The sequence below is a fragment of the Paenibacillus sp. FSL R5-0519 genome (genome assembly GCF_037974275.1).
Lineage (GTDB): Bacteria > Bacillota > Bacilli > Paenibacillales > Paenibacillaceae > Paenibacillus.
Genome location: NZ_CP150234.1, coordinates 4,793,366 through 4,812,238 on the forward strand (window position 1 = coordinate 4,793,366; position 18,873 = coordinate 4,812,238).

Here is an 18,873-nt window from a genome sequence, read left to right on the forward strand (position 1 = left end):
TTTAGAACCGCTCTCCGCGTTTCTCATACAGGTAGATATCCAGTGCCTGAATCCCACGCCGGGCCAGCTTAATAAACAGGATAAGCGCATACACACCCAGTCCGTATAACAGCACATTAATCAACATTGCAAATATCGTAACTATAGAACCAACCATCATTATTATTATTCCTCCTAATAAACCTTTTAAAATATCACTCCCTATTCTAGCATATTTTTCCTCAGTTATTCTTATGGGTATACATAAGGACCGCGAAAATCTTTAGTGGCTGAAAAATAAAAAAACTTCCACGTCTCTTTATGAAAGGTGGAAGATTTATAATCCGGTCTACCGTTTCCTAAGTTCGTTCACCACTGACTATATGCCAATGCTGATGCTTTGAATCTTGATAGCTGCCCAGGTTAGTTACAATCTTTGATGAGCCTGTCTGAGCTAACATGCCAGCAGCTACCTTTTTAATGACTTGCATCATTTCTAAGAGCAGCTCATCATTATTCTCTTCCTCTTCTGAACTGAAGGACTGAATATGTATCTTGGGAATTACAACAATGTGATGCTTGTAGTATGGCCGAGTGTGGTGATAAGCCATAACGTTATTGGTTTCCATCACAACTTTGACTTGCGTTTTACCACTTAACACCTCATCACAATAGAAATCCTGCGTCATTACATGCCCTCCATCTTCGAAATGCATACGTTAAAACGTATTTCTATGTTTTTCTCAAGATTTCCTGATCCACGGAGGTCTGAATAAGCTGCTGCGCATATTCCCACAATGTCTCGGAACCGTTCGCAATCTCACGGTTTCTGTTTAACACCTGTTCACTTGTAATGTTATATTTCTGCCACGTATCTCCCTCATTCTGATGATTATGGATAATCGGCTGCAACCGATCGAGAGAGGAGGCATATTGCGCTTCAGGCGTCTGTTTTGCCTCAAACTCCAACCACAGCTGGAGCAGTTCTTCAGCCTGTTCCTTAGGCAACATACCAAACAGCCGATGAGCCGCTTTGAGTTCACGATCATATTTATCCGTATTCCCCACCGTATCGTAGGCAAAAGTATCGCCGGCATCGATCTCAACCAGATCATGAACGAGAAGCATCTTAATGACTTTGAGCATATCCACATCCGTGTTGGCATGACTCTGTAAAACCAAAGCCATCATCGCCAGATGCCATGAATGCTCTGCATCATTTTCAAGTCTATCACCATGCATAATTCTCGTCTTTCGTTCAATCGTTTTCAATTTATCAATCTCAATGAGAAATTGAATCTGATCCTGTAATAATTCACTCATAGCACATCCTCCTTCATGTCAGTAATTGAATCTGATATTCATAGATTTTCGTCTCTTCATCATCAAGCAGATATCCTTTACCGATATAGGCAATGTTAATCTCCCTTCACTTGGATCTGATTCAACATATATTCCGCATACTCCAGAAGTACGGATTCACTCACATTCACATTTTCCAAATTACCATTGTACTTCGCAAGGCATTGTGAGATGACACCCTTGTATTTAGAGGGAAGCTCTGTGAGCGCCCATTCTCCTGCTTCTCGTTTGGAGTGAATGACTGAATCTCTCACGTATAAAAGAACACGGCACAGACTCAGTACATAGTAGACTGGGTTGTCCACAATTTCTTCCAAAGCTGAACTCGCGTCCGATGTAATTGAAGCAATCATATGTTCACGATTTTCCGGTTGGAACAGATCCTTAATGGGTGTACCATCCAGCACAATACCTCGATCATAGATGACCGCCATATGTGCTACCAGATCTGGATCTTCATATCCACCACATAGATATTGCTCATCCGTCCGATATTTCTCCCGGTGATAAGCAGAATAATGAAATTCGAAAGGTGTAGGGTAAGGCATAGCAACAACTATAGATTCCAGTACGATACTGAGTTCAAACCCTTTCGTAATGCGCATCTCATCTTCAATCTGCATTAACTTTTGTGCAATCCTTCGATAGGTGTCGGCAGATCGCTGTTCCCGGCTAACGACCAATATATCGATATCACTCTGATTCGGATGAAAGCATCCCATGGCCATAGAGCCGTGTAGATAGATTCCCACCAAGGCATCCGTTAATTCTTCTTTCAAGACACGAGTAACGCTATCTAAAACCGTCTTTTCATTCAACAGAAGCAACTCCCTTATGTATAGATCAGGTATCCAATTCAACGTTCAGTTCACGCACAAAAACAGCTGTCCCCTTCATTCTGACATCCATATCCTCTCCATCCCGAATTACGCTCACTTGAACCTTTCCATCTCTTCCAATCTCATGCCCCTGCTCTACCACAAACTGTACCTCATCGATCTCCGGTTTCACATAGGTTAAATAATAAGCACCCATCACCCCGGAGGCTGTTCCAGTCACTGGATCTTCCGTCGTACCTGAGTAAGGTGAAGAGAAATGTCTGGCATGCATCAACGCATCGGAATCACGAGTTTCGAAACAAAAGGGATGTAAGGAAGCTTTGGGATTCTCAATTAAAATTCCTGGGAACAGGGAAGAATCCGGTTTCATTTTCATAAAAGAGTTCAAATCACGAATGGGAATCAATAACGTCCATGTTCCCGTACTCCCATAAACGATTGGCTTAGAATGGTCCACATCATCCAGAGTGAGGTTTATGGCGCTTACCAGCTTCTCGATATCCCCCTGGAACGGTATAAACTGCGGATGATCCTGTTTCATCTCCATGTAAATGATGTTATCATTTCGCTCAAATCGAATAGGTAGTATGCCTACATTGGTTTCAATCGTGATTAACTCTCGGTCACCCAGCATACCACGCGTCTTTAATCCATACAGGGATGCCATTGTGGCATGTCCACACAGATTAATCTCATGGCCCGGCGTAAAATAACGTAATCGGACGTCAACTACTTCAGATTTCAACACAAATACCGTCTCATTAAAACCAACTTGATAAGCGATCTGCTGCATCTCCGCCTCACTGAAATGATCAGCATCAAAGACCACTCCTGCCGGGTTACCTTGACCAGGAACTGTGGAGAAAGCATCATAATGATAGACCTTAATATTACTCATCACTTGACCCACTTTCTCTGTAATCTACGAGACACACATTTCCATATAACTCTACGCTTGTACCATCAATTACAAGCCCGCCACCATCTTGGCACGCATAAACCGCCGTACGATTAACACGGGTATACTCTCTTAATGAATCCAGGGTGTCTTCCGAACCATCCCAGTGCGGTGCAAATTCAAAATCAACAAGCCCCAGTGCTTTCATATCTTTCAAACCCACTTCGTTCTCATCTGCATCTTCCCCATGCCCAGCGATCTCGATCGTAGGCGTAGTCAGAATACTACCTGCGCTGACCCCAATCAGCATGCCACCACTCTTCACATAGGAACGCAGCAAACCTAGCACATTTCTCTTCTGTAATAGACTTAGAAAATAAAACGTATTTCCGCCGGATAGATGAATTGCATCACACTCTAAAATAGAGCCAAATGTGTTCTCCTCGTACTGCAGATCAAGATCATAATATTGAATGTTATCTATTCCTATTTGGTTATAGTAACGTCTAGTGTGCTCAAAATAACTTCGCTCCGCGTCGGAACATGAAGGTATATAGCCGATGGAAGGCTGTTCACTGTGGAATAAGCTTCGTATTCTCTGATCCAATGTATCGTTAGATTCGAACACCAAATCACTTAGCAGAACCAAACTAGTCATCTGATTTCCTCCCGTATCTATTAGACTGGCTTAAACTCTCTATCCAAAATCGAGAAAAAATACTGGTCTGTCCACTGTTTGTTCCACCATAGTTCTTCCTGGAAGACGGCCTCCCGTGTCATACCCACATGCTGCATCAGTGCTGCTGAGCGGACGTTTTGTGAATTACACATGCCGACAACCTTATGAGCTTGTAACTCTTGAAATGCAAAATGTAGCAAAAGTCGGGTAGCTTCACTCCCGTATCCTCTACCTGCGTATTCCGAAAGTACAGCGAATCCAAGTTCCCAGCTTTTTCGGTGATCCACGTAACTCCACATCTGAACAATACCAATGGATGTATCCTCTGGATCATTCACGCGCCGTATAACGAAATCATAAGCATACGGTTTCTCATCTGCGACAGCAAAATGGCTGCGATATTTCTCACGGACCTTTTCCTCATCTGTTTCAACAGTTTCCTCGAAGCTCCATACGCTTGTGTCACATTCAAGTTGACCTATGAAGTTGAGGTCTTGTTCTGTAACTGTAGTTATTTTAATTTTCTGTCCCACGAATTCCATGTGAATTCATCTCCTTAGGATTATGCCACCATTCCCATAGACTACTGCATCAGCCCGTTAATATATCTTCTGTGGCTTGCAGATGCTTCTTGAACCCACAAGTCCAACTCAACTCTACTCACAAAAAATTGATCCTGAACCTTAATGAACGGAAACATTCTCCCATCAAAGAAACCTGCCACCTTGAAACTCCCTTGCTCAGCCTTAATAATACTCATCACCTGTTCTTCAGTCATACTCAGATACTCGGCAGTTTCTTGCATCGTCAATAATACTTTATCGTTTGGTACTACTTGCTCTACTGCCTGAGTGAGTTCACTATTTCTCTCATGAGTGGTTAAAATTATACAGCCAATGATAAAGCAGATACCCAAAACGACACTGGATAACAGGATAGAGAACGGAACAGATTTCATTGTTTGGGAATCTCCCACTCTGTATTAAGTACCCCTCTACCAATATTCCATTTGGCGAGCAAAGCTCTCTGTTTATTTTCCAGATCAAGGTATGGTGCTGCAACACAGGATAACGTGTCAAACATATGGATAAAATGAGGCCCTTCCTTGAAACGTCGAAGCCCTCCGTACTCTTCATCATCCGCTGCCCATACAATCTTTTTAATACCCGACATTAGTATGGTACAGGTACACATAGGACAAGGTTCACAGGTAGTATAGAGTGTCAGATCGTTCTTCGTGTATCTCTTCTTCTCCACATCCAGCAAATGTTGTCCAGCCCGACGAATGGCATCCACTTCAGCATGTGCGGTGGGATCACAAGCAGAGTAGACCCGGTTCCTGCCTTTACTCACGACATTCCCATCTACATCAACGATTATCGCACCAATCGGATACGTTCCTTCAATCAGTGATTGCTCTGCTTCTTCCATAGCCAAAGTTAAATATTCATAATCCGATAACTTCATTGAATATCCTCCCTAAGTACAGTTATAGTCGCTTATACAGCAGATTGCTTCTCCATAAATCGGGCACTTCCGGTTTAGCAAAATGTTCATACACAACCTTTCGGTCCGCAATGGTTAACTCCCGAAGGTGCAATCGTTCAGTCTCTATATTAGGAAAATAAGTCATGACCGGATCTCCTTGACTCGTTAAACGTTCCTCATTGTGTACTGACCTGCTTCACCAAGAAAATCACTTCTGGTTAATCCTATTTCTCCAAGCAACATCCTGTAGCTTGTAATCGTGCCATCGTGGGAAATGATAAACGTGTTGCCCCTCTGTTTCCTGCACCACTCCAGAAGCTGTTCAGCTAATATCTTGAATCGATATGCATCCATCTGATTAATGCTTTCCTTCCAACAATCCAGCCCCAAATCAAGCATTCTTATGCCAGGATACTTATGGCTGAGTTCTTCCTTGGAATAGGTCTGATCGCAGACATAAGCAACAAAATCCGGATTCTGAGGAAACATTCTTGGGCCAACCAGCGGGCTGAACGTAAGATTGATATTTTCAGCTAAAAGGAGTGCCGTTTCAATCGTACGTTTGGTTGGACTAACCAAAATGACGTCTTCAGGTGCAACAACCACTTGTTTACGTAACGCTATAACCTGACGTTTTCCCAATTCAGTGAGACCAGGATGCAGGCCATTTAATTGATAAGGGTAATCTACCAAGTGTTCACCGTGACCATGACGAATAAATGTAATGTCCATAATCCCTCTATTCCTGAAGCTTCTCATACGTATATTTTTGTTTTCTAAATACTCATCTTGCTGACCATCCATCGGACACTCCATCTATGAATCCCGTGATGAATGAAAAAATAACAAGTCCGAGCAATAAAATAAAACTGGCTATCCCCCATTTAAGCAATAGTTTCCTTTTGCTTTTTGCACCAATCCCTAACAATAAAGCTGTTACAACAATCAATGCTACTTCCAACAAAACCATGCAAATAAACCTCCGTTATGTATTATGCTGAGCAGTTTTCATATATGTTCTGACCTGTTCTGCAAACCGAACTGCTTCCGCCTCCGTTTCAAAAGATCGTTTCGGAATCACATGTGCACTTGCCTTATTAATGAAAATAAAGAAATATTGTTTTGTCTCATTGAAGCTTTCCAAACCTTTCCACTGCGTTACACCTGAAGTCATATCGTTGCTCCAGCGAATCTCCTGCTCTGTAATTTCAAGTTGATGACCACCCAGTATGCCTTTGCTCTCACGTGCCAATTTCTTAATTTTCCTTTTGGTTCGTATGTAGGTCATACCATTGGCAAAAATACTGCAAAGCAGCGCAGCAATAGTAGCTTGTATCCATGAAAAATCCAGTTGTCTAAATATGATGGCAATAGCCACAGGCAGCACACATACAGCGATCAGCATCCCCTTCCCATACAGTTTAAACATCGCAAATTTGTTCATTTCCCAGTAATCTTCTTCTGTCAGCTGAATATGCATCATGTTTTCTTTTTTTCCTCCACTCGTTGTAATTTATCAATTCATTCCAAATTGAAGCTAACAAATTCTCCTTACTCCAGAATCTTTTCTAGTTTGTTTCTACAAACCTCGCGGTCATATTGCGAATTATCCAGCCATACCTTTTCCATCTGAAGTAAGTCATAGATTTCGGACTCCAGCTTCTTTCTTTCTTGTAAAACTTGAACCGTACCCTGAACACCATGATACCCCTGCGCTTGCCCCAAACCCTGGTTCGTATAATAATGAATGAATCCCTCTGACCATTCTTTGGGTCTTTCACTAACCGCCTTATCAAAGGTAAAGGATATATCTTTCTGGTCGATATAGATGAGCAGTGGATTCAGAGCATGAATGATACGCCCCAGTTCCAATACATACTGCACGTTCTGCTCTCTGGATTGATTGCATTTTACGAGACCCATGGTCAGTGGATTCTGGATAAAACAACACTCAAATATCGTGATGCAGTCATCATTCGTGCTTAACACGTTTTGCGTAAAATCTTGCCACTTCTCAGTGATCAGCTTCACATTCTGCTCAAAAGGAATTTCGTAAATATCTCGGTTGAAAATATCCTGTACAATGTGATCGGGAAGCTCTATTCCCCATTGTTCTCTCATCTTACGATAAGGAATCAGAAAACCATCGCCATGGGCAGTTGCATTGCTTACCATAATTTCTCTGTATTCTTCATACGTTTTCAATAAAACTTCAAAGTCTCCAGCATCATAAAAAGCAACACCTTCGTAATCAGCAGGGTGATCCAGGTTCCCTTCTTGAAATAGTTGTACCTTTTTGCCTTGTCCCTTTAAAATTTCGGATACCATTTGGGCAACCGTTGACTTGCCTGAACCTGGTAAACCTTCAATCAGTATTAATCGCCTTGTCATCATTGCATCACCCTTTATGTTGTGTGAATGTGAAGATATAAATCTTCCATGTGTCAGACATTATGTTATTAATCAATATCTGCAATAACCCATTGTGCAGAATCGCCATCTTTCTTCTTTTTCCAAAAATCGTATAAATAACGCATACGGGTATTTGTATATTCAAGAAGAAGACTTCCTATCAATGTAAAATTTTCTCTCAAGGTACATCATAACCCATAATGTGGGATTTGCGAACGAACTAAATTAGCCATTCCAACGTATAAAGCATCTCACGCCAAAAACACGCTTCTCTGCACAAGTTACATCAGGCATAGAGCGTGGATATCAGCAGAACTTTTTCCTAACTTTTTTAACTGTCCATAGTGAATCTAACTATCGATTCCATAGCATGTTCATTATGCCAACCGCTTCAATCTGGATCTCTTTTTCTTCATGATCCAAGAAAAGATAACTATACGTTGAAAAGATCCCCATATGACGTATGTGTCCACCTTTGTAGTGAAGCCTCTTTTCGTCACCGTCGATCGTCTGCGTAAACGTCCTGCCTTCATCCACATTATACGAAGCATGGATACCATGTTCACTTGAGAGCCAGGCGACAAAATTCTCTTCGTTTGGATTAGTCATGACTAGAATAACGAGCAGAACAACAAATACAACAATGCCTGTTCTAAGTCCTGTCTTCCTCTTGCTACCATGTTGCGTGTATTCAGGCTTCATCCCATTTCACCTCGCTTCTTGAACAGAAATCTCTACGCTCTTCGCCAAAACCCAACCACTCAATCATGTCATGCAAACTTGGCATACTCCCCCCTCCTTCCGATATGTCCGTTAACTCGTTTATCCTCAAACACCGTAATATCGTTTGTAGTCCAAGACCCATTCCACTTTGGAGAAATCAACAAAATCATATGGCTCGCACTGTCTAAGATACAGCAACTCCTTGTGCGCCTGTTCCCCGTCCATCTTTTCCAGGTAAAACAATGTCTCCTCGTACCCTGCACCACATAATAACTGCACATCAATATAACTGCTCGTATCCTGATTCTTTTGTTTGGCCTGCCAGATCAGCGTGGTGTCCTCTACAATCCCGATACAGAACAACATAATGCACAACAGTTTTAGAACTTCGTTATCCTCTAAGTTTCGATTCTCTATCTCTTGGTGTAGCAGCTGTCGGATGTCCTTCCGGTTAAGCTCATCTGGTTCCAATCCATACAGCTGCAACAGTTCTTCCTCGTTCATACGTGCACTCCCTGCCTACTTGAGAATGTTATTTAACTCTTCCGCTTTTTTCCTGCTATCTATTCTAGCATAAAAATAAAAAGCGATGATGTGCAGCACGATGGATAATAACCACATACCGGGGAACCAGGGAGCGATGAACTGGAACATATCTACCGAAAATAACCATACCATCGCCATACCTCCAGCAATATTGAATGTGGAAGAAATGACGATATTCCATACCGGTTTTAACGTAAAATGGTTCCATAGCAGGTTATACATCACTCCAAACAACACAGCTGCAATGAGAGCAATACCCGCTATGTTCCATAAATAGGACATCTGAATGGGTAGATCATCAAAGAATATGGTTGCCAAGAGTGTGATCCATAGCGTCATCATCGTGAATACTTGAAAAAAAGAATGTCTAAGTTGAGTCATCATGATAATTTCCCCCTAAAGTTTTTAATATAAAATCGACTGACAAAGTAGCTGGAGCGATCGCTCAGGTCTACCTTAATTCGGGCATGGTCTGTTGCAGTGAATGCGGTGATGTATCGTGTATTGATGATCGTTTGATTATTAATTTTCACAAAATGAACGTCATCCAGATCCTCTTCTACAAATTTCAGACGTTTATTAAGCAAATATCTCTCCCCTGAGATCACCCGGACACAGCACATCCGATCCTCTGATTCAAAGGCAACCACCGAGCTCAATTGGATCTGCATATTGCGATTATTTTTGGCATGGATGACCGTTAATTGAGTTTCTGATTCGCAGATCGCCTTCTGAATACGATCCCACTTCGACTTTTCCTCCGGATGTGTAGTGACCTTGGCTACTCTTTTTTCAACTGACGTGTCCTCTTCAAAAATGACTTTCATGTGTTGGCCCTCCTCTCACAACTCATATTACAAGCATAGTTACAACAATCCCACTGTATTGCGTTTTGTTGCAGGATTTTGCAGGTTTGTTGCATCGCTACTTCATAGATACCAAAAAGAACCACTCCATGGGAGCAGTTCTTCTATATACTCATCCGGAGCATTCAAGGCATGAGTTAGTCTTTTCATATAATGGTGCTAGGTTAATGTTAATCGATCTCCAGATACATCTCCTGATTTTGCAGGATCATCTCGTTCATGTGTGTAATAGCTTCTTGTGCCACGGCTTGATAATTAGCATATAATGCTTCTGTTCTCTGAAGTAGGATCGGGTCCTTCTCCAGATCGGTTGGCAGCACCTCACGCCACACTTCATCCACCCAATTGTGATCCGTAATCAGGCTCTCTATCTGATCCAGTACATTCACCATCTCATCTAAATGAAAAAACCGCATCCCATTTTTAATCCCATTCCAACTCTTGATCTGAGTAATGTTATACGCCGAAAACCAATAAAATTCTGCCAGACTCTTCGTGTGATTGTGATAGGAATAGAACAAAAATAAAGCTTGTTGCCCCTCATGTAACTGTCGGTATATCTCTGTTTTGGCAGCCATATCTCTGCCCCGCACGGAAACAAGCATCGGTTCAATACACAGCCAGCTTAATTGCTTGGAATATATATCTTCTGGCCGAATTCTAGCCTTCATAACATGCTCCTCTCTATTCACTAATTTAAGGATTCTCTAGTGTATCCACGGCCGGGTCATTCTCTCCGCCCATTCTGCTTCTGGATGTCTCCATCTTGCCTGTCGAAGGCACGTGTTCAGACGCTTTAGCTAATCCGAATTCGGGCATGTTGGCGTATATGGTCTCGAAGGAACCCGATTGAGCCTTGTAAGTTTCATGATAGATGCCCACAGTTCCATCGGAACCAATGGAGCGGTTGAATCTTTTCCAAGCTTCCAAGTGCAGTCCGCCCCGTGCGTATTTCTCCAATTCATCGTAAGATCGCCAGTATTGAAGTAACGTCACCCCACGCCAGCTTACAAAATACTCTGTACTCAGAAATCCGGTCTCCGGATTCATATACAGCTCTTTAATCATCGGGCCCATAGACTGTAGAACAGGCAGCCATTTATGTATAGCCCACAGACGATTAATCCTCATTCCGATGATAAAAACAACAAATTCTCCCTCAATCTGAGCTGAATATCTTCCCTTATGAATATTGACCACGTCACTCCTCCTTTCAACATAAAATCGGATTTGTTTTCTGCATTATGCTATTTCCTTTCACATAAAACTTCATACACATTCCATTCGGTAAACAATTGTTTTAGCGCTAATCCTGTTGTATGTAAGAACTCCTCCATAGCTTCCAAGGATATAACATTGAAGTCACCCGAAGGTTCGTTGCCAGGGTTGGCTAAAAACTCAAGTTTCTCTCCCCTGTACTGATACACCTCAGCTTCCAGCAATCCGCCTAAATCATATGCTTTTCCCACGTTCAGTTCACTTAACCATTCATCGGCCCCGTTCCAATTCCGTAAAATCAAAAATTCAAGCTTCGTGACATCCTTTGTATACACGTTTCTTCCATTGGGGTGAACTTCATATGCAGGATATATATCGAATGTCCACACGCGGTCCGTATAGATATGGGCGATGTAACCGCACAGATATTGCATGAATTTGGGATCTCTATAAGCTAACTTCTTGTTCGACTCAAAAAAAGCTTTAAGTTCTTCATCTGTTGCAAACCTTCCCGCCTCTGGCATGAGGTGGGTTTTTGCCTTTTCGGTACGAAGATTGGTTCTTACATGGATGGAATCAGGAGCGAGGCTTCCCAATAACAATTCCGGGGATGGCTCGGAGATCAATTCGGATGCAATTGCAAAATGAACCATAGGCCAAGGCAATGTAAAAGCTCCTTTCGATATCAATGTAAAACTACTGTATTTACGCTATCACTCGCGTAATAGTTTAGACTCTCCTTGCTTCAAATCTACAAATATAGGCTTCTGCACATTGTTTATTGTCGAAATATCAATCTCATCAAGATATCTGAAAACAAGCTGTAATGATTCCTTTTGTTCATCTTCAAATAAAAGAGTCATCTGGTCATCACAGAGTTTTCCTTCCAACTCCGCAATAACGTCAAATAAAAACATTACAAAGACTACTTCATTTCCATCCGGATACGTATAGTGCATTCTCTCGCCCGTGTAGATCGAGGACAATTCATAAGAGCTCACTTCAAGCCCTGTTTCCTCTTTCACTTCTCTAATCATGGTTTCTTCGATTCGTTCACCTGGCTCCATACCACCACCGGGTAATCCCCAATCTCCATAATCTGATCTCTTTTGCAGCAGAACCCTTCCCATATGATCTCGAATAATAGCTCCACCCGTAACTACAATACGACTAGTCATATCTCTGCTCCTCTCTGTTGGGTTGCTTCTCAACAGCATACGATTTTAATCAGAAAACATTTCTATTGATTTATATCCCAAAATGCACAATACATTTTCCATTTACCCCTGCATACTTTGCCATGTTCGCAAGCTTATGTAATTCGTCGATTAATTCAACTTTGTTGTACACGAGTTTCTCGTAGCAGCCCTTCTGTTCTTTTCCATCAAAACAGTAACTCCCTGTTAGAACAATCGGATCGGTAGCATGGCTGAATAGATCAATCCAAGCCTGAATCAGTTGATGAAACTTTAACAAAGCATCCTGTTCTTCAATAATAGTTACTCCATCGTTGTTTAGTCCACTACATCGCATACAGGTAGATGGATTCCATGTATCCAACCATTGAAGAGAATCATAGAGGTATGCAATGAATTCGTCTTCCAAGGTTGCATGATTCTCTGGCGTTAACCCACTTTTATGTATCATGCCATGAGAATCCCAGGAGTAGGAAGTATGAATATTCCCGTCTACTTGCGATTTGTTTTCGATAACAAAATGATGCTTCGGCATACCTACATACGCCCCCTTACACGCTCACTCCCATAGACTCCTCTTAATTCATCATAACCCATGTATTGGTAAATGGAAATTGAAAAAGATCCTATCTAACTCCCAAATTAGGAGAAGCAAAATAGGACCGTGAAAAAACTTCCTTACATTCATAAAACCCTTCGTCTATTCAGAAATTCTGTTCCCTCTTTACGATACATTTCTATAAATTCATTGGTCACATGATCATGCCTCAGTGCTCCCATGTAATCTGTTCCAGGTTTCTTCGGTCTATAATCTGAATCCACTGTGTAGATATTGAAGTGCACCTCATCTTCGTCCTCTGATACTTCCGTATGATCGAAAAGTGAAATCACTTCATCTTTGCCTAGAAACCTAAATAGAGATTCCTGACGCTCTATAATATAAAAAGGATAGGTGATGTTCTCTTTCTGAATGAATTCTTGGTATACCTTAAGCTCATCAGGTATAAGATCCATGTACTGTTTAGCGACATCTTCTGTCTGAAACACACCAGAGATCCACTTCAAATTCCCCTTAGTTCCAACGATAATAAACAAGCTAATCACCTTCTAAGTTACATATTATTTCTCTCTTTCACGCACAAAAGTCTGAGACAAAATCCGGTGGCTTCCAGTGATGTTGTCAATCTCTATATTATATTCAGACTCGGTATATTCAATCTGATGTTGCTCATAATACTTTTTCCAGAACGAAACTGCTGCTGCATTGTTAGCGAGCTGTTCTACTTTGAATCTACCCTGAAATTGAGCTAAAACCAAGTCGACCGCCTGTGCTGCAAGTCCCTGTCCGCGATACTTTTTGACCAAGAACAACTCCTGCACGGTATAATCCACATCTTCCGGCACATATGGAGGTGAGCACGCCAGTACGAATCCAATAACCTTCCCTTCATACTGAATGAAAAACGGATGTAATTCATCGCGTTCCAGATATAAATAGGTGTTCGTTGGATCATATTTCCCCTCTTCTAGTAGATCTTCTCCAGAATATTCAGACAGATCATATAAATACAAGTTGAACAGGTTGAGAAACAATTCCTTTTGTTCTGCCAAAATACGCGTAATTTGCACATTCATCTTCATTCCACATCTCCCTTAGTTAATCAGTTGGTTCGTGACCCATACAGGACTTTCCCGATATCCACAAAGAGCTTGCTGCGCCCTGTTCTCAATATATCGTTTCACCCCTAGCAGATATAGGCAAAGTTTGGTTTAAACCATAGAGTAACCATACATTCACGGTCGACATGCACATATGTACAAAAAAAAGACTCCCTACAGAGTCCAATTATTGGTCTTATCTTTATTTTCCACCAATTATCCTCTGGCATGTAGCCAACCCTTAATGGATTAGATAATCAACCACAGGATATGAGATCACATTGCGGTCTCTGTACGTTGAGATCACCGCTTCGTGATGTGTGCTTAGAATTCCATTTTGCAACATTACCGGTCGGAAACCTCGCTCCATCGCTCCGTTATAGGTGAATAGAACACATTCCTCTGCGGCAAACCCGGCGATGATCAATAGTTCAATGCCATGACTCTTCAACACCTGCTCCAGATCAGTCTGCCAGAAGGCATTGGATGCTTCCTTCGTAATCGTGATATCCTTCTCATTCACATCCACCTCGGGAATAATGCGATACTCATCTGGCGCTGCCTCTTCCATCCCTTCCACATCCTGTACGTGAATGACCACATGATTATTCGTGCGCAGCACACCTGCAACATGATTAATGTACTCACATGCATGGTCTATCGAAGTCTGATCCATCTTTTTCCGCACAATACTCTCTTGCATATCAACAATTAGCAAACCAACTTTCATCCGATCACTCCTCAACAATACATTTTACGTTGCATGGTTTAGTATTTTTCCTTGTTTACACGAATAACTTAATTTAGTCCTTAAAAAGTTCATTCAATATCCGGTCGCGGTTCTCCAGAAAGCTGCGGGTAATCTGATAATGGTCGGTATCCTCATAGGTTACCTCTTGTATATGGCTATCGTCAAAACTTAAAATTTCCGCCCCCGGATATCCGAGCAGAATAGGTGAGTGTGTTGCAATAATGAATTGCGAAGTGCCTGACAGATCATGAAGGATACGCAATAACGAGAGCTGCCTTGCTGGAGATAAAGCGGCTTCGGGCTCGTCGAGCAGATAAATGCCTTTGGAATTGAAGCGGTTGACGAACAGATTGAGAAAAGACTCACCATGAGATTGTTCATGCAATGAACGCCCGCCATAATATTGAAGTGATTCTGGCATCTCGTCGACATGTGATGCGAATTGATAGAACGATTCAGAGCGCATGAAGAAACCATTCGTTATTTTGGGCAACCATGCCAGCCTGAGATAATTCCCGAGCGAGGATTCCGAAGCATGTGTCTCATAGGTATTATTCCTGCCGCCCCCTGCGGTATTGAATCCACATTGATGAGCGATGCCCTCTAGCAGCGTAGATTTCCCAGAACCATTTTCACCTACAAAAAAAGTAATGTTATTCGTGAGCTCCAAACGTTCCAATGAACGAATCGCGGGGATGTCAAAAGGATATTGGTTCCGATTCTCAATCTTGGCCGACATGAGTTCTACACTTCGAAGATACATAATCGTCCCCCTATGTGTTCTAGCTCAAATTCATTCCCTTGCCATCGTAACCTATTACAGGATCATATGAAACCGTATCAACCAAAAAAAGAGCAAGCCATAGGCTTACTCTTTCTTCAGTTTAATAGACAAATCTGCGCTGCGCCCAATAGCTGAATACAAAGATGGACACCTCGGTTAACAGCTTGGCTGCTAGCAGCGGAATAATCAGTTTTTCATTATAAAAATACAGTAAACCATAGTTTAATAACAGCACCAGTAGAACAAGTGAGAAGTATTTGGGCAAAGACTGCCGAACCTTCGAGGTTCGTCCAGCTGAAAATACGTACCTCCGATTCATCGTGTAGTTGAAGAGTGAGCTGCATAGTCTCGCTGCAACAACCGAGAGAAAAAGATTGTGACTGAAATACTGAATGACGAATAGTAGTCCAAAATCAATTAGAGCAGACAGCAACGAAGATGTGCTGAACATCAGAATTGGCCTATAGATCCGGAATGAATCGACCAGCGGGCGGAAATGGGAGGACTCATTGTGATCCAGATACACCGTATCTATGAACTCCTCCGTAATCTCATACCCTTCCTTGTGTGCCGTTAACAACATGTTCATCTCGTATTCAAACCGATCCCCCGGAATCTGGTTCAACCAGTCCAGCATGGCGTAAGGAAAACCGCGTAGACCGGTCTGCGTGTCATATACTTTGGTACCTGTCGTGAGGGAAAAGACCGCCCGTGTGACGGTGTTGCCAAAGCGGCTGCGTGCTGGAATTTTACCGCTGAAGCGACGGCTGCCGAGTACAATTCCTGTTGTCGTTTGTGCGAGCAGCGCTTCGAAGATACGCTTAATATCATGTGGCAGATGCTGTCCGTCACTATCTGCGCACACCACACCGCCCTGTGGTCCGTACTCTTTGATATACTGAAATCCTGTCTTCAACGCCCTGCCCTTACCCAGATTGACGGGATGTGTCAGGACCGTACAACCATAGGCTTCTGCCGTTTCAAAAATGCCACGGTAACCTGGGCCGCTGCCATCATCCACAATTATAATGGGTCCAAGTTTGAATGTTTGTAGTTGCAGAACGAGATTCAGCAAACGCACATCGGGTTCATATGATGGAATTAATATCGTCATGATCCTTGTCCCTCCGTCAGATATAGAATGTCACTTACGCCACGTTCCTGGTTACGTCCCAGCGGGTTATTGACGACTCTGCCCATAAAATACATCGTGGATGAACCGCCGCCGTCCAAGTTGTAGGCTTCAGTTGCTCCGAGGCCTTTCATGACATCCGCCAGTTCTGCCAAAGTCATGCCACGGCTGTCGTCCTGCCGTCCGTCCACCACCACAAAGACATAATGATTCGGAGCAATCATGCCGATCGCAGTTCTTGGGTTCGCATCCTGGATGGAGCGGTTGCCGAAGTTGTTGTCAATTTTCACACTGCTAAAATCACTGACAATCTCGCCATCCTGAATAAGTATGGGCCCAAAGGATAACGTATTGGTTGCGCCTTCGGCCAGCAGTTCCGAGGAGGAAATCTCGTTCTCGTTATATGTTTTCATCGTTCCGTCATTGAACAGGGCCAGTGCATCCCGTGTCGGGCTATCCCGATACAATGTCCCATTTCGGATAATGACACCATCATCACGGAATCCGTAATAGTCACCGTTAATGGCAAAGATCGCATTGTTGGCTGCGGCAATCTCTGACGTATTCTCGGTAATGTTTGTTCCAAAACTATTGTCCGCCAGCGCGGATCGCAAGCTGCTTGCATCTGTTAGCTGAACATCAGCGACATAATACGTAATCTGGTCCGAGCCAGATCCTGACTGGACCTTATCAATATGGACCTTCATATCATCACTCGAATAATTCCAATCATCTGACGTTGCATTCACTTCAGTTGCGGTGGTCGAAGTGCTGGTGGAATCATTCGTGTTACCTGTTGCTGCCGTTGCCGTGTTCTCATCCGCTACAACCACCTGCACATGCCGGATCAGATAACGGTCAGCCAGGCTGTACAGGATTCCACCTACCGCGAGCACCATGACAAGTGTGATGATGAGCCATCTTCGCTTTCTTGGGGAGATTGGTCTTTTATGTGGGTCTTTCCGGGTTGGTTTCTGATACATCTTCATCATGTGAAGCTCACCTCTTCATCTAAGTTCTTAAGGCCATATTAGGCCGGGTAGCTTAAATGAATCTGAAACCAAATCCATTGAAGTCGAGAATATTCACACTGATACTACGATGACAGAACCACCCTTCCAATCGCTGGTTCAATTTATAACAAAAAAGGCCATCCGTTTTCCTATTAAGGAAATCAGATCACCCTGATTTTTAATCTATATAACCCTAAATGCCGCTGTTATCATGTACATATTCGTTCAACATACATATCACATATCTTCAACAAATCTTCCCGTTATGCATCTGCAAAAAGAGCATCGTATGCGGGACAAGGGCGCTTTTCCAAAAATTCCGTTAACGCCGGTGGCTGCTGGACATAGATATCCTTCAACGACGTTCCGTTATAGATGTTGCCAATGACGACAGGATGGCATAACTCACAGATGAGAATATCCCCGTTGCCATGCAAGTGCAGCTGTTTCGTGCCATCCACACAATTAGAGAAATACACGCCCGGTTGATCCCGCAAATTCAACTGTTCAGCGAACCGGTCCATACAGGTGAAATAGAGCGTTGTATCTGGCTTTTTATGCTCAATTAATTCCGTTACAGATCGAATGAGAGACGCTTTGGATACAATCTGGCTCCAATCGGTATGCGGCATCTTAATGCTGTTCTGGATCTCATGGATGCGCACTCCCAGATCATACACCTTATCGCTAATGGCCTGCATGTTCGCTTGGTTGCCTTCAAACAGTAACGTTTCCAGTACCGTCTCCAGACCAGCTTCCGTACACAAGCGGATATTCTGCTCCAGTCTCTCATACATGCGAGGATGCACACGGTAGTACGCAGCATAGGCCTCTGCATCCGTATAATTGAACGAGATATGGATGTTGGACAAGCCTGCATCACGCAACGCGAGAATCCGTTCTTCTGTCAGCAGGCTGGCATTACTGTTCAATTGTGTATCAATGCCATGTGCCGCGCAGTACGTCACGATCTCCAAGCAATCCTGGTATTTCAGGGTAACTTCGCCCCCAGACAATCGCACGCGCTTGAGACGAGGAAGCTCACGAATAATACGGATCACTTCCTGACTATCGATGCATGCTCCATCATCCCGATTGTAGGCGCAACAGTAGTCACATTTATAATTGCAGTTCGATGTCACTCCCACTTCAAGCCCTTCCAGCTCATATATGCCGGGTGTTTCCAGTTCGAGTGATTTATATTTGTTTTTGGCCGTCAATTTGTTGTACCTCCTGGTTACTTCATTTAATCCACATTTGGATAACTTGAAGATTATAGCGGAAGGCATCAGGTTCACGATATGACATTATGTACGTTTGTTGTTGTA

30 protein-coding genes are annotated in these 18,873 nt (G+C 42.8%); all 30 read right to left on the reverse strand.

Annotation, left to right across the window (positions count from 1 at the left end):
* Position 1: 1 nt before the first annotated feature.
* The 30 genes from MKY73_RS21520 to MKY73_RS21665 all read right to left on the reverse strand — a co-directional run bounded on the left by MKY73_RS21520 (position 2) and on the right by MKY73_RS21665 (position 18,765).
* The gene (locus MKY73_RS21520) at positions 2-160 is read right to left on the reverse strand and encodes a hypothetical protein (RefSeq protein WP_162158967.1); all 159 of its coding nucleotides are present in this window, start codon (positions 158-160) and stop codon (positions 2-4) included.
* Between the two features lie 178 nt (positions 161-338).
* The gene (locus MKY73_RS21525) at positions 339-668 is read right to left on the reverse strand and encodes an HIT domain-containing protein (protein WP_339303369.1); all 330 of its coding nucleotides are present in this window, start codon (positions 666-668) and stop codon (positions 339-341) included.
* 43 nt (positions 669-711) lie between these two features.
* A complete protein-coding gene (locus tag MKY73_RS21530) occupies positions 712-1,302 on the reverse strand; it encodes an HD domain-containing protein (RefSeq protein WP_339303370.1) in 591 nt (196 codons plus the stop codon).
* A gap of 95 nt (positions 1,303-1,397) precedes the next feature.
* Positions 1,398-2,159 carry an aminoglycoside adenylyltransferase domain-containing protein gene (locus tag MKY73_RS21535; RefSeq protein WP_339303371.1) on the reverse strand — a complete coding sequence of 254 codons (762 nt, stop codon included), beginning with the start codon at positions 2,157-2,159 and terminating at the stop codon, positions 1,398-1,400.
* A 25-nt stretch (positions 2,160-2,184) separates the two neighbouring features.
* Positions 2,185-3,078: a PhzF family phenazine biosynthesis protein gene (locus MKY73_RS21540; RefSeq protein ID WP_339303372.1), complete on the reverse strand. Its 894-nt coding sequence runs from the start codon at positions 3,076-3,078 to the stop codon at positions 2,185-2,187.
* Positions 3,071-3,736 carry a Type 1 glutamine amidotransferase-like domain-containing protein gene (locus MKY73_RS21545; protein ID WP_339303373.1) on the reverse strand — a complete coding sequence of 222 codons (666 nt, stop codon included), beginning with the start codon at positions 3,734-3,736 and terminating at the stop codon, positions 3,071-3,073. Before MKY73_RS21545 ends, MKY73_RS21540 begins: the two co-directional genes overlap by 8 nt.
* A gap of 20 nt (positions 3,737-3,756) precedes the next feature.
* The gene (locus MKY73_RS21550) at positions 3,757-4,299 is read right to left on the reverse strand and encodes a GNAT family N-acetyltransferase (RefSeq protein ID WP_339303374.1); all 543 of its coding nucleotides are present in this window, start codon (positions 4,297-4,299) and stop codon (positions 3,757-3,759) included.
* 41 nt (positions 4,300-4,340) lie between these two features.
* Entirely contained in the window at positions 4,341-4,715 is a 375-nt protein-coding gene (locus MKY73_RS21555) for a hypothetical protein (RefSeq protein WP_339303375.1), read from the reverse strand.
* On the reverse strand, positions 4,712-5,224 hold the full coding sequence (locus MKY73_RS21560) for a nucleoside deaminase (RefSeq protein WP_339303376.1): 513 nt from the start codon (positions 5,222-5,224) through the stop codon (positions 4,712-4,714). Before MKY73_RS21560 ends, MKY73_RS21555 begins: the two co-directional genes overlap by 4 nt.
* A 22-nt stretch (positions 5,225-5,246) precedes the next feature.
* Positions 5,247-5,390: a hypothetical protein gene (locus MKY73_RS21565; protein ID WP_339303377.1), complete on the reverse strand. Its 144-nt coding sequence runs from the start codon at positions 5,388-5,390 to the stop codon at positions 5,247-5,249.
* 20 nt (positions 5,391-5,410) lie between these two features.
* Positions 5,411-6,049, reverse strand: a complete 639-nt coding sequence (locus tag MKY73_RS21570; RefSeq protein ID WP_339303378.1) for a histidine phosphatase family protein — start codon at positions 6,047-6,049, stop codon at positions 5,411-5,413.
* Positions 6,030-6,215, reverse strand: coding sequence for a hypothetical protein (locus tag MKY73_RS21575; protein WP_339303379.1), 186 nt, complete (start codon positions 6,213-6,215; stop codon positions 6,030-6,032). Before MKY73_RS21575 ends, MKY73_RS21570 begins: the two co-directional genes overlap by 20 nt.
* A gap of 15 nt (positions 6,216-6,230) precedes the next feature.
* On the reverse strand, positions 6,231-6,728 hold the full coding sequence (locus MKY73_RS21580; protein WP_339303380.1) for a YcxB family protein: 498 nt from the start codon (positions 6,726-6,728) through the stop codon (positions 6,231-6,233).
* Positions 6,729-6,796: 68 nt separating this feature from the next.
* Positions 6,797-7,639, reverse strand: coding sequence for an adenylyl-sulfate kinase (locus MKY73_RS21585; RefSeq protein ID WP_339303382.1), 843 nt, complete (start codon positions 7,637-7,639; stop codon positions 6,797-6,799).
* 372 nt (positions 7,640-8,011) lie between these two features.
* The gene (locus tag MKY73_RS21590) at positions 8,012-8,359 is read right to left on the reverse strand and encodes a hypothetical protein (RefSeq protein WP_339303383.1); all 348 of its coding nucleotides are present in this window, start codon (positions 8,357-8,359) and stop codon (positions 8,012-8,014) included.
* Between the two features lie 126 nt (positions 8,360-8,485).
* The gene (locus tag MKY73_RS21595) at positions 8,486-8,884 is read right to left on the reverse strand and encodes a hypothetical protein (RefSeq protein WP_339303384.1); all 399 of its coding nucleotides are present in this window, start codon (positions 8,882-8,884) and stop codon (positions 8,486-8,488) included.
* Between the two features lie 15 nt (positions 8,885-8,899).
* Positions 8,900-9,310 carry a hypothetical protein gene (locus MKY73_RS21600; RefSeq protein WP_339303385.1) on the reverse strand — a complete coding sequence of 137 codons (411 nt, stop codon included), beginning with the start codon at positions 9,308-9,310 and terminating at the stop codon, positions 8,900-8,902.
* Positions 9,307-9,753 carry a LytTR family DNA-binding domain-containing protein gene (locus MKY73_RS21605; RefSeq protein WP_339303386.1) on the reverse strand — a complete coding sequence of 149 codons (447 nt, stop codon included), beginning with the start codon at positions 9,751-9,753 and terminating at the stop codon, positions 9,307-9,309. Before MKY73_RS21605 ends, MKY73_RS21600 begins: the two co-directional genes overlap by 4 nt.
* A gap of 209 nt (positions 9,754-9,962) precedes the next feature.
* A complete protein-coding gene (locus MKY73_RS21610) occupies positions 9,963-10,463 on the reverse strand; it encodes a hypothetical protein (RefSeq protein WP_339303387.1) in 501 nt (166 codons plus the stop codon).
* Between the two features lie 25 nt (positions 10,464-10,488).
* Positions 10,489-10,992 (reverse strand): DUF4188 domain-containing protein, encoded by a 504-nt coding sequence (locus MKY73_RS21615; protein WP_339303388.1) that lies wholly within the window; start codon positions 10,990-10,992, stop codon positions 10,489-10,491.
* 47 nt (positions 10,993-11,039) lie between these two features.
* Positions 11,040-11,675: a hypothetical protein gene (locus tag MKY73_RS21620; RefSeq protein ID WP_339303389.1), complete on the reverse strand. Its 636-nt coding sequence runs from the start codon at positions 11,673-11,675 to the stop codon at positions 11,040-11,042.
* A 48-nt stretch (positions 11,676-11,723) separates the two neighbouring features.
* Entirely contained in the window at positions 11,724-12,188 is a 465-nt protein-coding gene (locus MKY73_RS21625) for an NUDIX domain-containing protein (RefSeq protein ID WP_339303391.1), read from the reverse strand.
* A gap of 70 nt (positions 12,189-12,258) precedes the next feature.
* Complete coding sequence (locus tag MKY73_RS21630; protein WP_339303392.1) at positions 12,259-12,741, reverse strand: hypothetical protein; 483 nt, start codon at positions 12,739-12,741, stop codon at positions 12,259-12,261.
* A gap of 149 nt (positions 12,742-12,890) precedes the next feature.
* Positions 12,891-13,301, reverse strand: coding sequence for a hypothetical protein (locus MKY73_RS21635; protein ID WP_339303393.1), 411 nt, complete (start codon positions 13,299-13,301; stop codon positions 12,891-12,893).
* Positions 13,302-13,325: 24 nt separating this feature from the next.
* Entirely contained in the window at positions 13,326-13,847 is a 522-nt protein-coding gene (locus MKY73_RS21640) for a GNAT family N-acetyltransferase (RefSeq protein ID WP_339303394.1), read from the reverse strand.
* Positions 13,848-14,106: 259 nt separating this feature from the next.
* Positions 14,107-14,595 carry an isochorismatase family cysteine hydrolase gene (locus tag MKY73_RS21645; RefSeq protein ID WP_339303395.1) on the reverse strand — a complete coding sequence of 163 codons (489 nt, stop codon included), beginning with the start codon at positions 14,593-14,595 and terminating at the stop codon, positions 14,107-14,109.
* Between the two features lie 73 nt (positions 14,596-14,668).
* Positions 14,669-15,379 (reverse strand): AAA family ATPase, encoded by a 711-nt coding sequence (locus MKY73_RS21650; protein ID WP_339303396.1) that lies wholly within the window; start codon positions 15,377-15,379, stop codon positions 14,669-14,671.
* Between the two features lie 121 nt (positions 15,380-15,500).
* Positions 15,501-16,514 (reverse strand): bifunctional glycosyltransferase family 2/GtrA family protein, encoded by a 1,014-nt coding sequence (locus tag MKY73_RS21655; protein WP_339303397.1) that lies wholly within the window; start codon positions 16,512-16,514, stop codon positions 15,501-15,503.
* Positions 16,511-17,524, reverse strand: a complete 1,014-nt coding sequence (locus MKY73_RS21660) for a phosphodiester glycosidase family protein (RefSeq protein WP_339303398.1) — start codon at positions 17,522-17,524, stop codon at positions 16,511-16,513. Before MKY73_RS21660 ends, MKY73_RS21655 begins: the two co-directional genes overlap by 4 nt.
* 284 nt (positions 17,525-17,808) lie before the next feature.
* Entirely contained in the window at positions 17,809-18,765 is a 957-nt protein-coding gene (locus tag MKY73_RS21665; RefSeq protein WP_339303399.1) for a radical SAM protein, read from the reverse strand.
* Positions 18,766-18,873: the final 108 nt, after the last annotated feature.

Coding starts and splice junctions, on each gene's coding strand:
- MKY73_RS21660 (WP_339303398.1), bottom strand. CDS start 17,524: ATGATGAAGATGTATCAGAAACCAACCCGGAAAGACCCACATAAAAGA.
- MKY73_RS21525 (WP_339303369.1), bottom strand. CDS start 668: ATGACGCAGGATTTCTATTGTGATGAGGTGTTAAGTGGTAAAACGCAA.
- MKY73_RS21640 (WP_339303394.1), bottom strand. CDS start 13,847: ATGAAGATGAATGTGCAAATTACGCGTATTTTGGCAGAACAAAAGGAA.
- MKY73_RS21550 (WP_339303374.1), bottom strand. CDS start 4,299: ATGGAATTCGTGGGACAGAAAATTAAAATAACTACAGTTACAGAACAA.
- MKY73_RS21610 (WP_339303387.1), bottom strand. CDS start 10,463: ATGAAGGCTAGAATTCGGCCAGAAGATATATATTCCAAGCAATTAAGC.
- MKY73_RS21565 (WP_339303377.1), bottom strand. CDS start 5,390: ATGACTTATTTTCCTAATATAGAGACTGAACGATTGCACCTTCGGGAG.
- MKY73_RS21530 (WP_339303370.1), bottom strand. CDS start 1,302: ATGAGTGAATTATTACAGGATCAGATTCAATTTCTCATTGAGATTGAT.
- MKY73_RS21630 (WP_339303392.1), bottom strand. CDS start 12,741: ATGCCGAAGCATCATTTTGTTATCGAAAACAAATCGCAAGTAGACGGG.
- MKY73_RS21580 (WP_339303380.1), bottom strand. CDS start 6,728: ATGATGCATATTCAGCTGACAGAAGAAGATTACTGGGAAATGAACAAA.
- MKY73_RS21595 (WP_339303384.1), bottom strand. CDS start 8,884: ATGAACGAGGAAGAACTGTTGCAGCTGTATGGATTGGAACCAGATGAG.
- MKY73_RS21570 (WP_339303378.1), bottom strand. CDS start 6,049: ATGGATGGTCAGCAAGATGAGTATTTAGAAAACAAAAATATACGTATG.
- MKY73_RS21600 (WP_339303385.1), bottom strand. CDS start 9,310: ATGATGACTCAACTTAGACATTCTTTTTTTCAAGTATTCACGATGATG.
- MKY73_RS21540 (WP_339303372.1), bottom strand. CDS start 3,078: ATGAGTAATATTAAGGTCTATCATTATGATGCTTTCTCCACAGTTCCT.
- MKY73_RS21545 (WP_339303373.1), bottom strand. CDS start 3,736: ATGACTAGTTTGGTTCTGCTAAGTGATTTGGTGTTCGAATCTAACGAT.
- MKY73_RS21590 (WP_339303383.1), bottom strand. CDS start 8,359: ATGAAGCCTGAATACACGCAACATGGTAGCAAGAGGAAGACAGGACTT.
- MKY73_RS21575 (WP_339303379.1), bottom strand. CDS start 6,215: ATGGTTTTGTTGGAAGTAGCATTGATTGTTGTAACAGCTTTATTGTTA.
- MKY73_RS21520 (WP_162158967.1), bottom strand. CDS start 160: ATGATGGTTGGTTCTATAGTTACGATATTTGCAATGTTGATTAATGTG.
- MKY73_RS21625 (WP_339303391.1), bottom strand. CDS start 12,188: ATGACTAGTCGTATTGTAGTTACGGGTGGAGCTATTATTCGAGATCAT.
- MKY73_RS21585 (WP_339303382.1), bottom strand. CDS start 7,639: ATGATGACAAGGCGATTAATACTGATTGAAGGTTTACCAGGTTCAGGC.
- MKY73_RS21645 (WP_339303395.1), bottom strand. CDS start 14,595: ATGAAAGTTGGTTTGCTAATTGTTGATATGCAAGAGAGTATTGTGCGG.
- MKY73_RS21605 (WP_339303386.1), bottom strand. CDS start 9,753: ATGAAAGTCATTTTTGAAGAGGACACGTCAGTTGAAAAAAGAGTAGCC.
- MKY73_RS21560 (WP_339303376.1), bottom strand. CDS start 5,224: ATGAAGTTATCGGATTATGAATATTTAACTTTGGCTATGGAAGAAGCA.
- MKY73_RS21555 (WP_339303375.1), bottom strand. CDS start 4,715: ATGAAATCTGTTCCGTTCTCTATCCTGTTATCCAGTGTCGTTTTGGGT.
- MKY73_RS21650 (WP_339303396.1), bottom strand. CDS start 15,379: ATGTATCTTCGAAGTGTAGAACTCATGTCGGCCAAGATTGAGAATCGG.
- MKY73_RS21655 (WP_339303397.1), bottom strand. CDS start 16,514: ATGACGATATTAATTCCATCATATGAACCCGATGTGCGTTTGCTGAAT.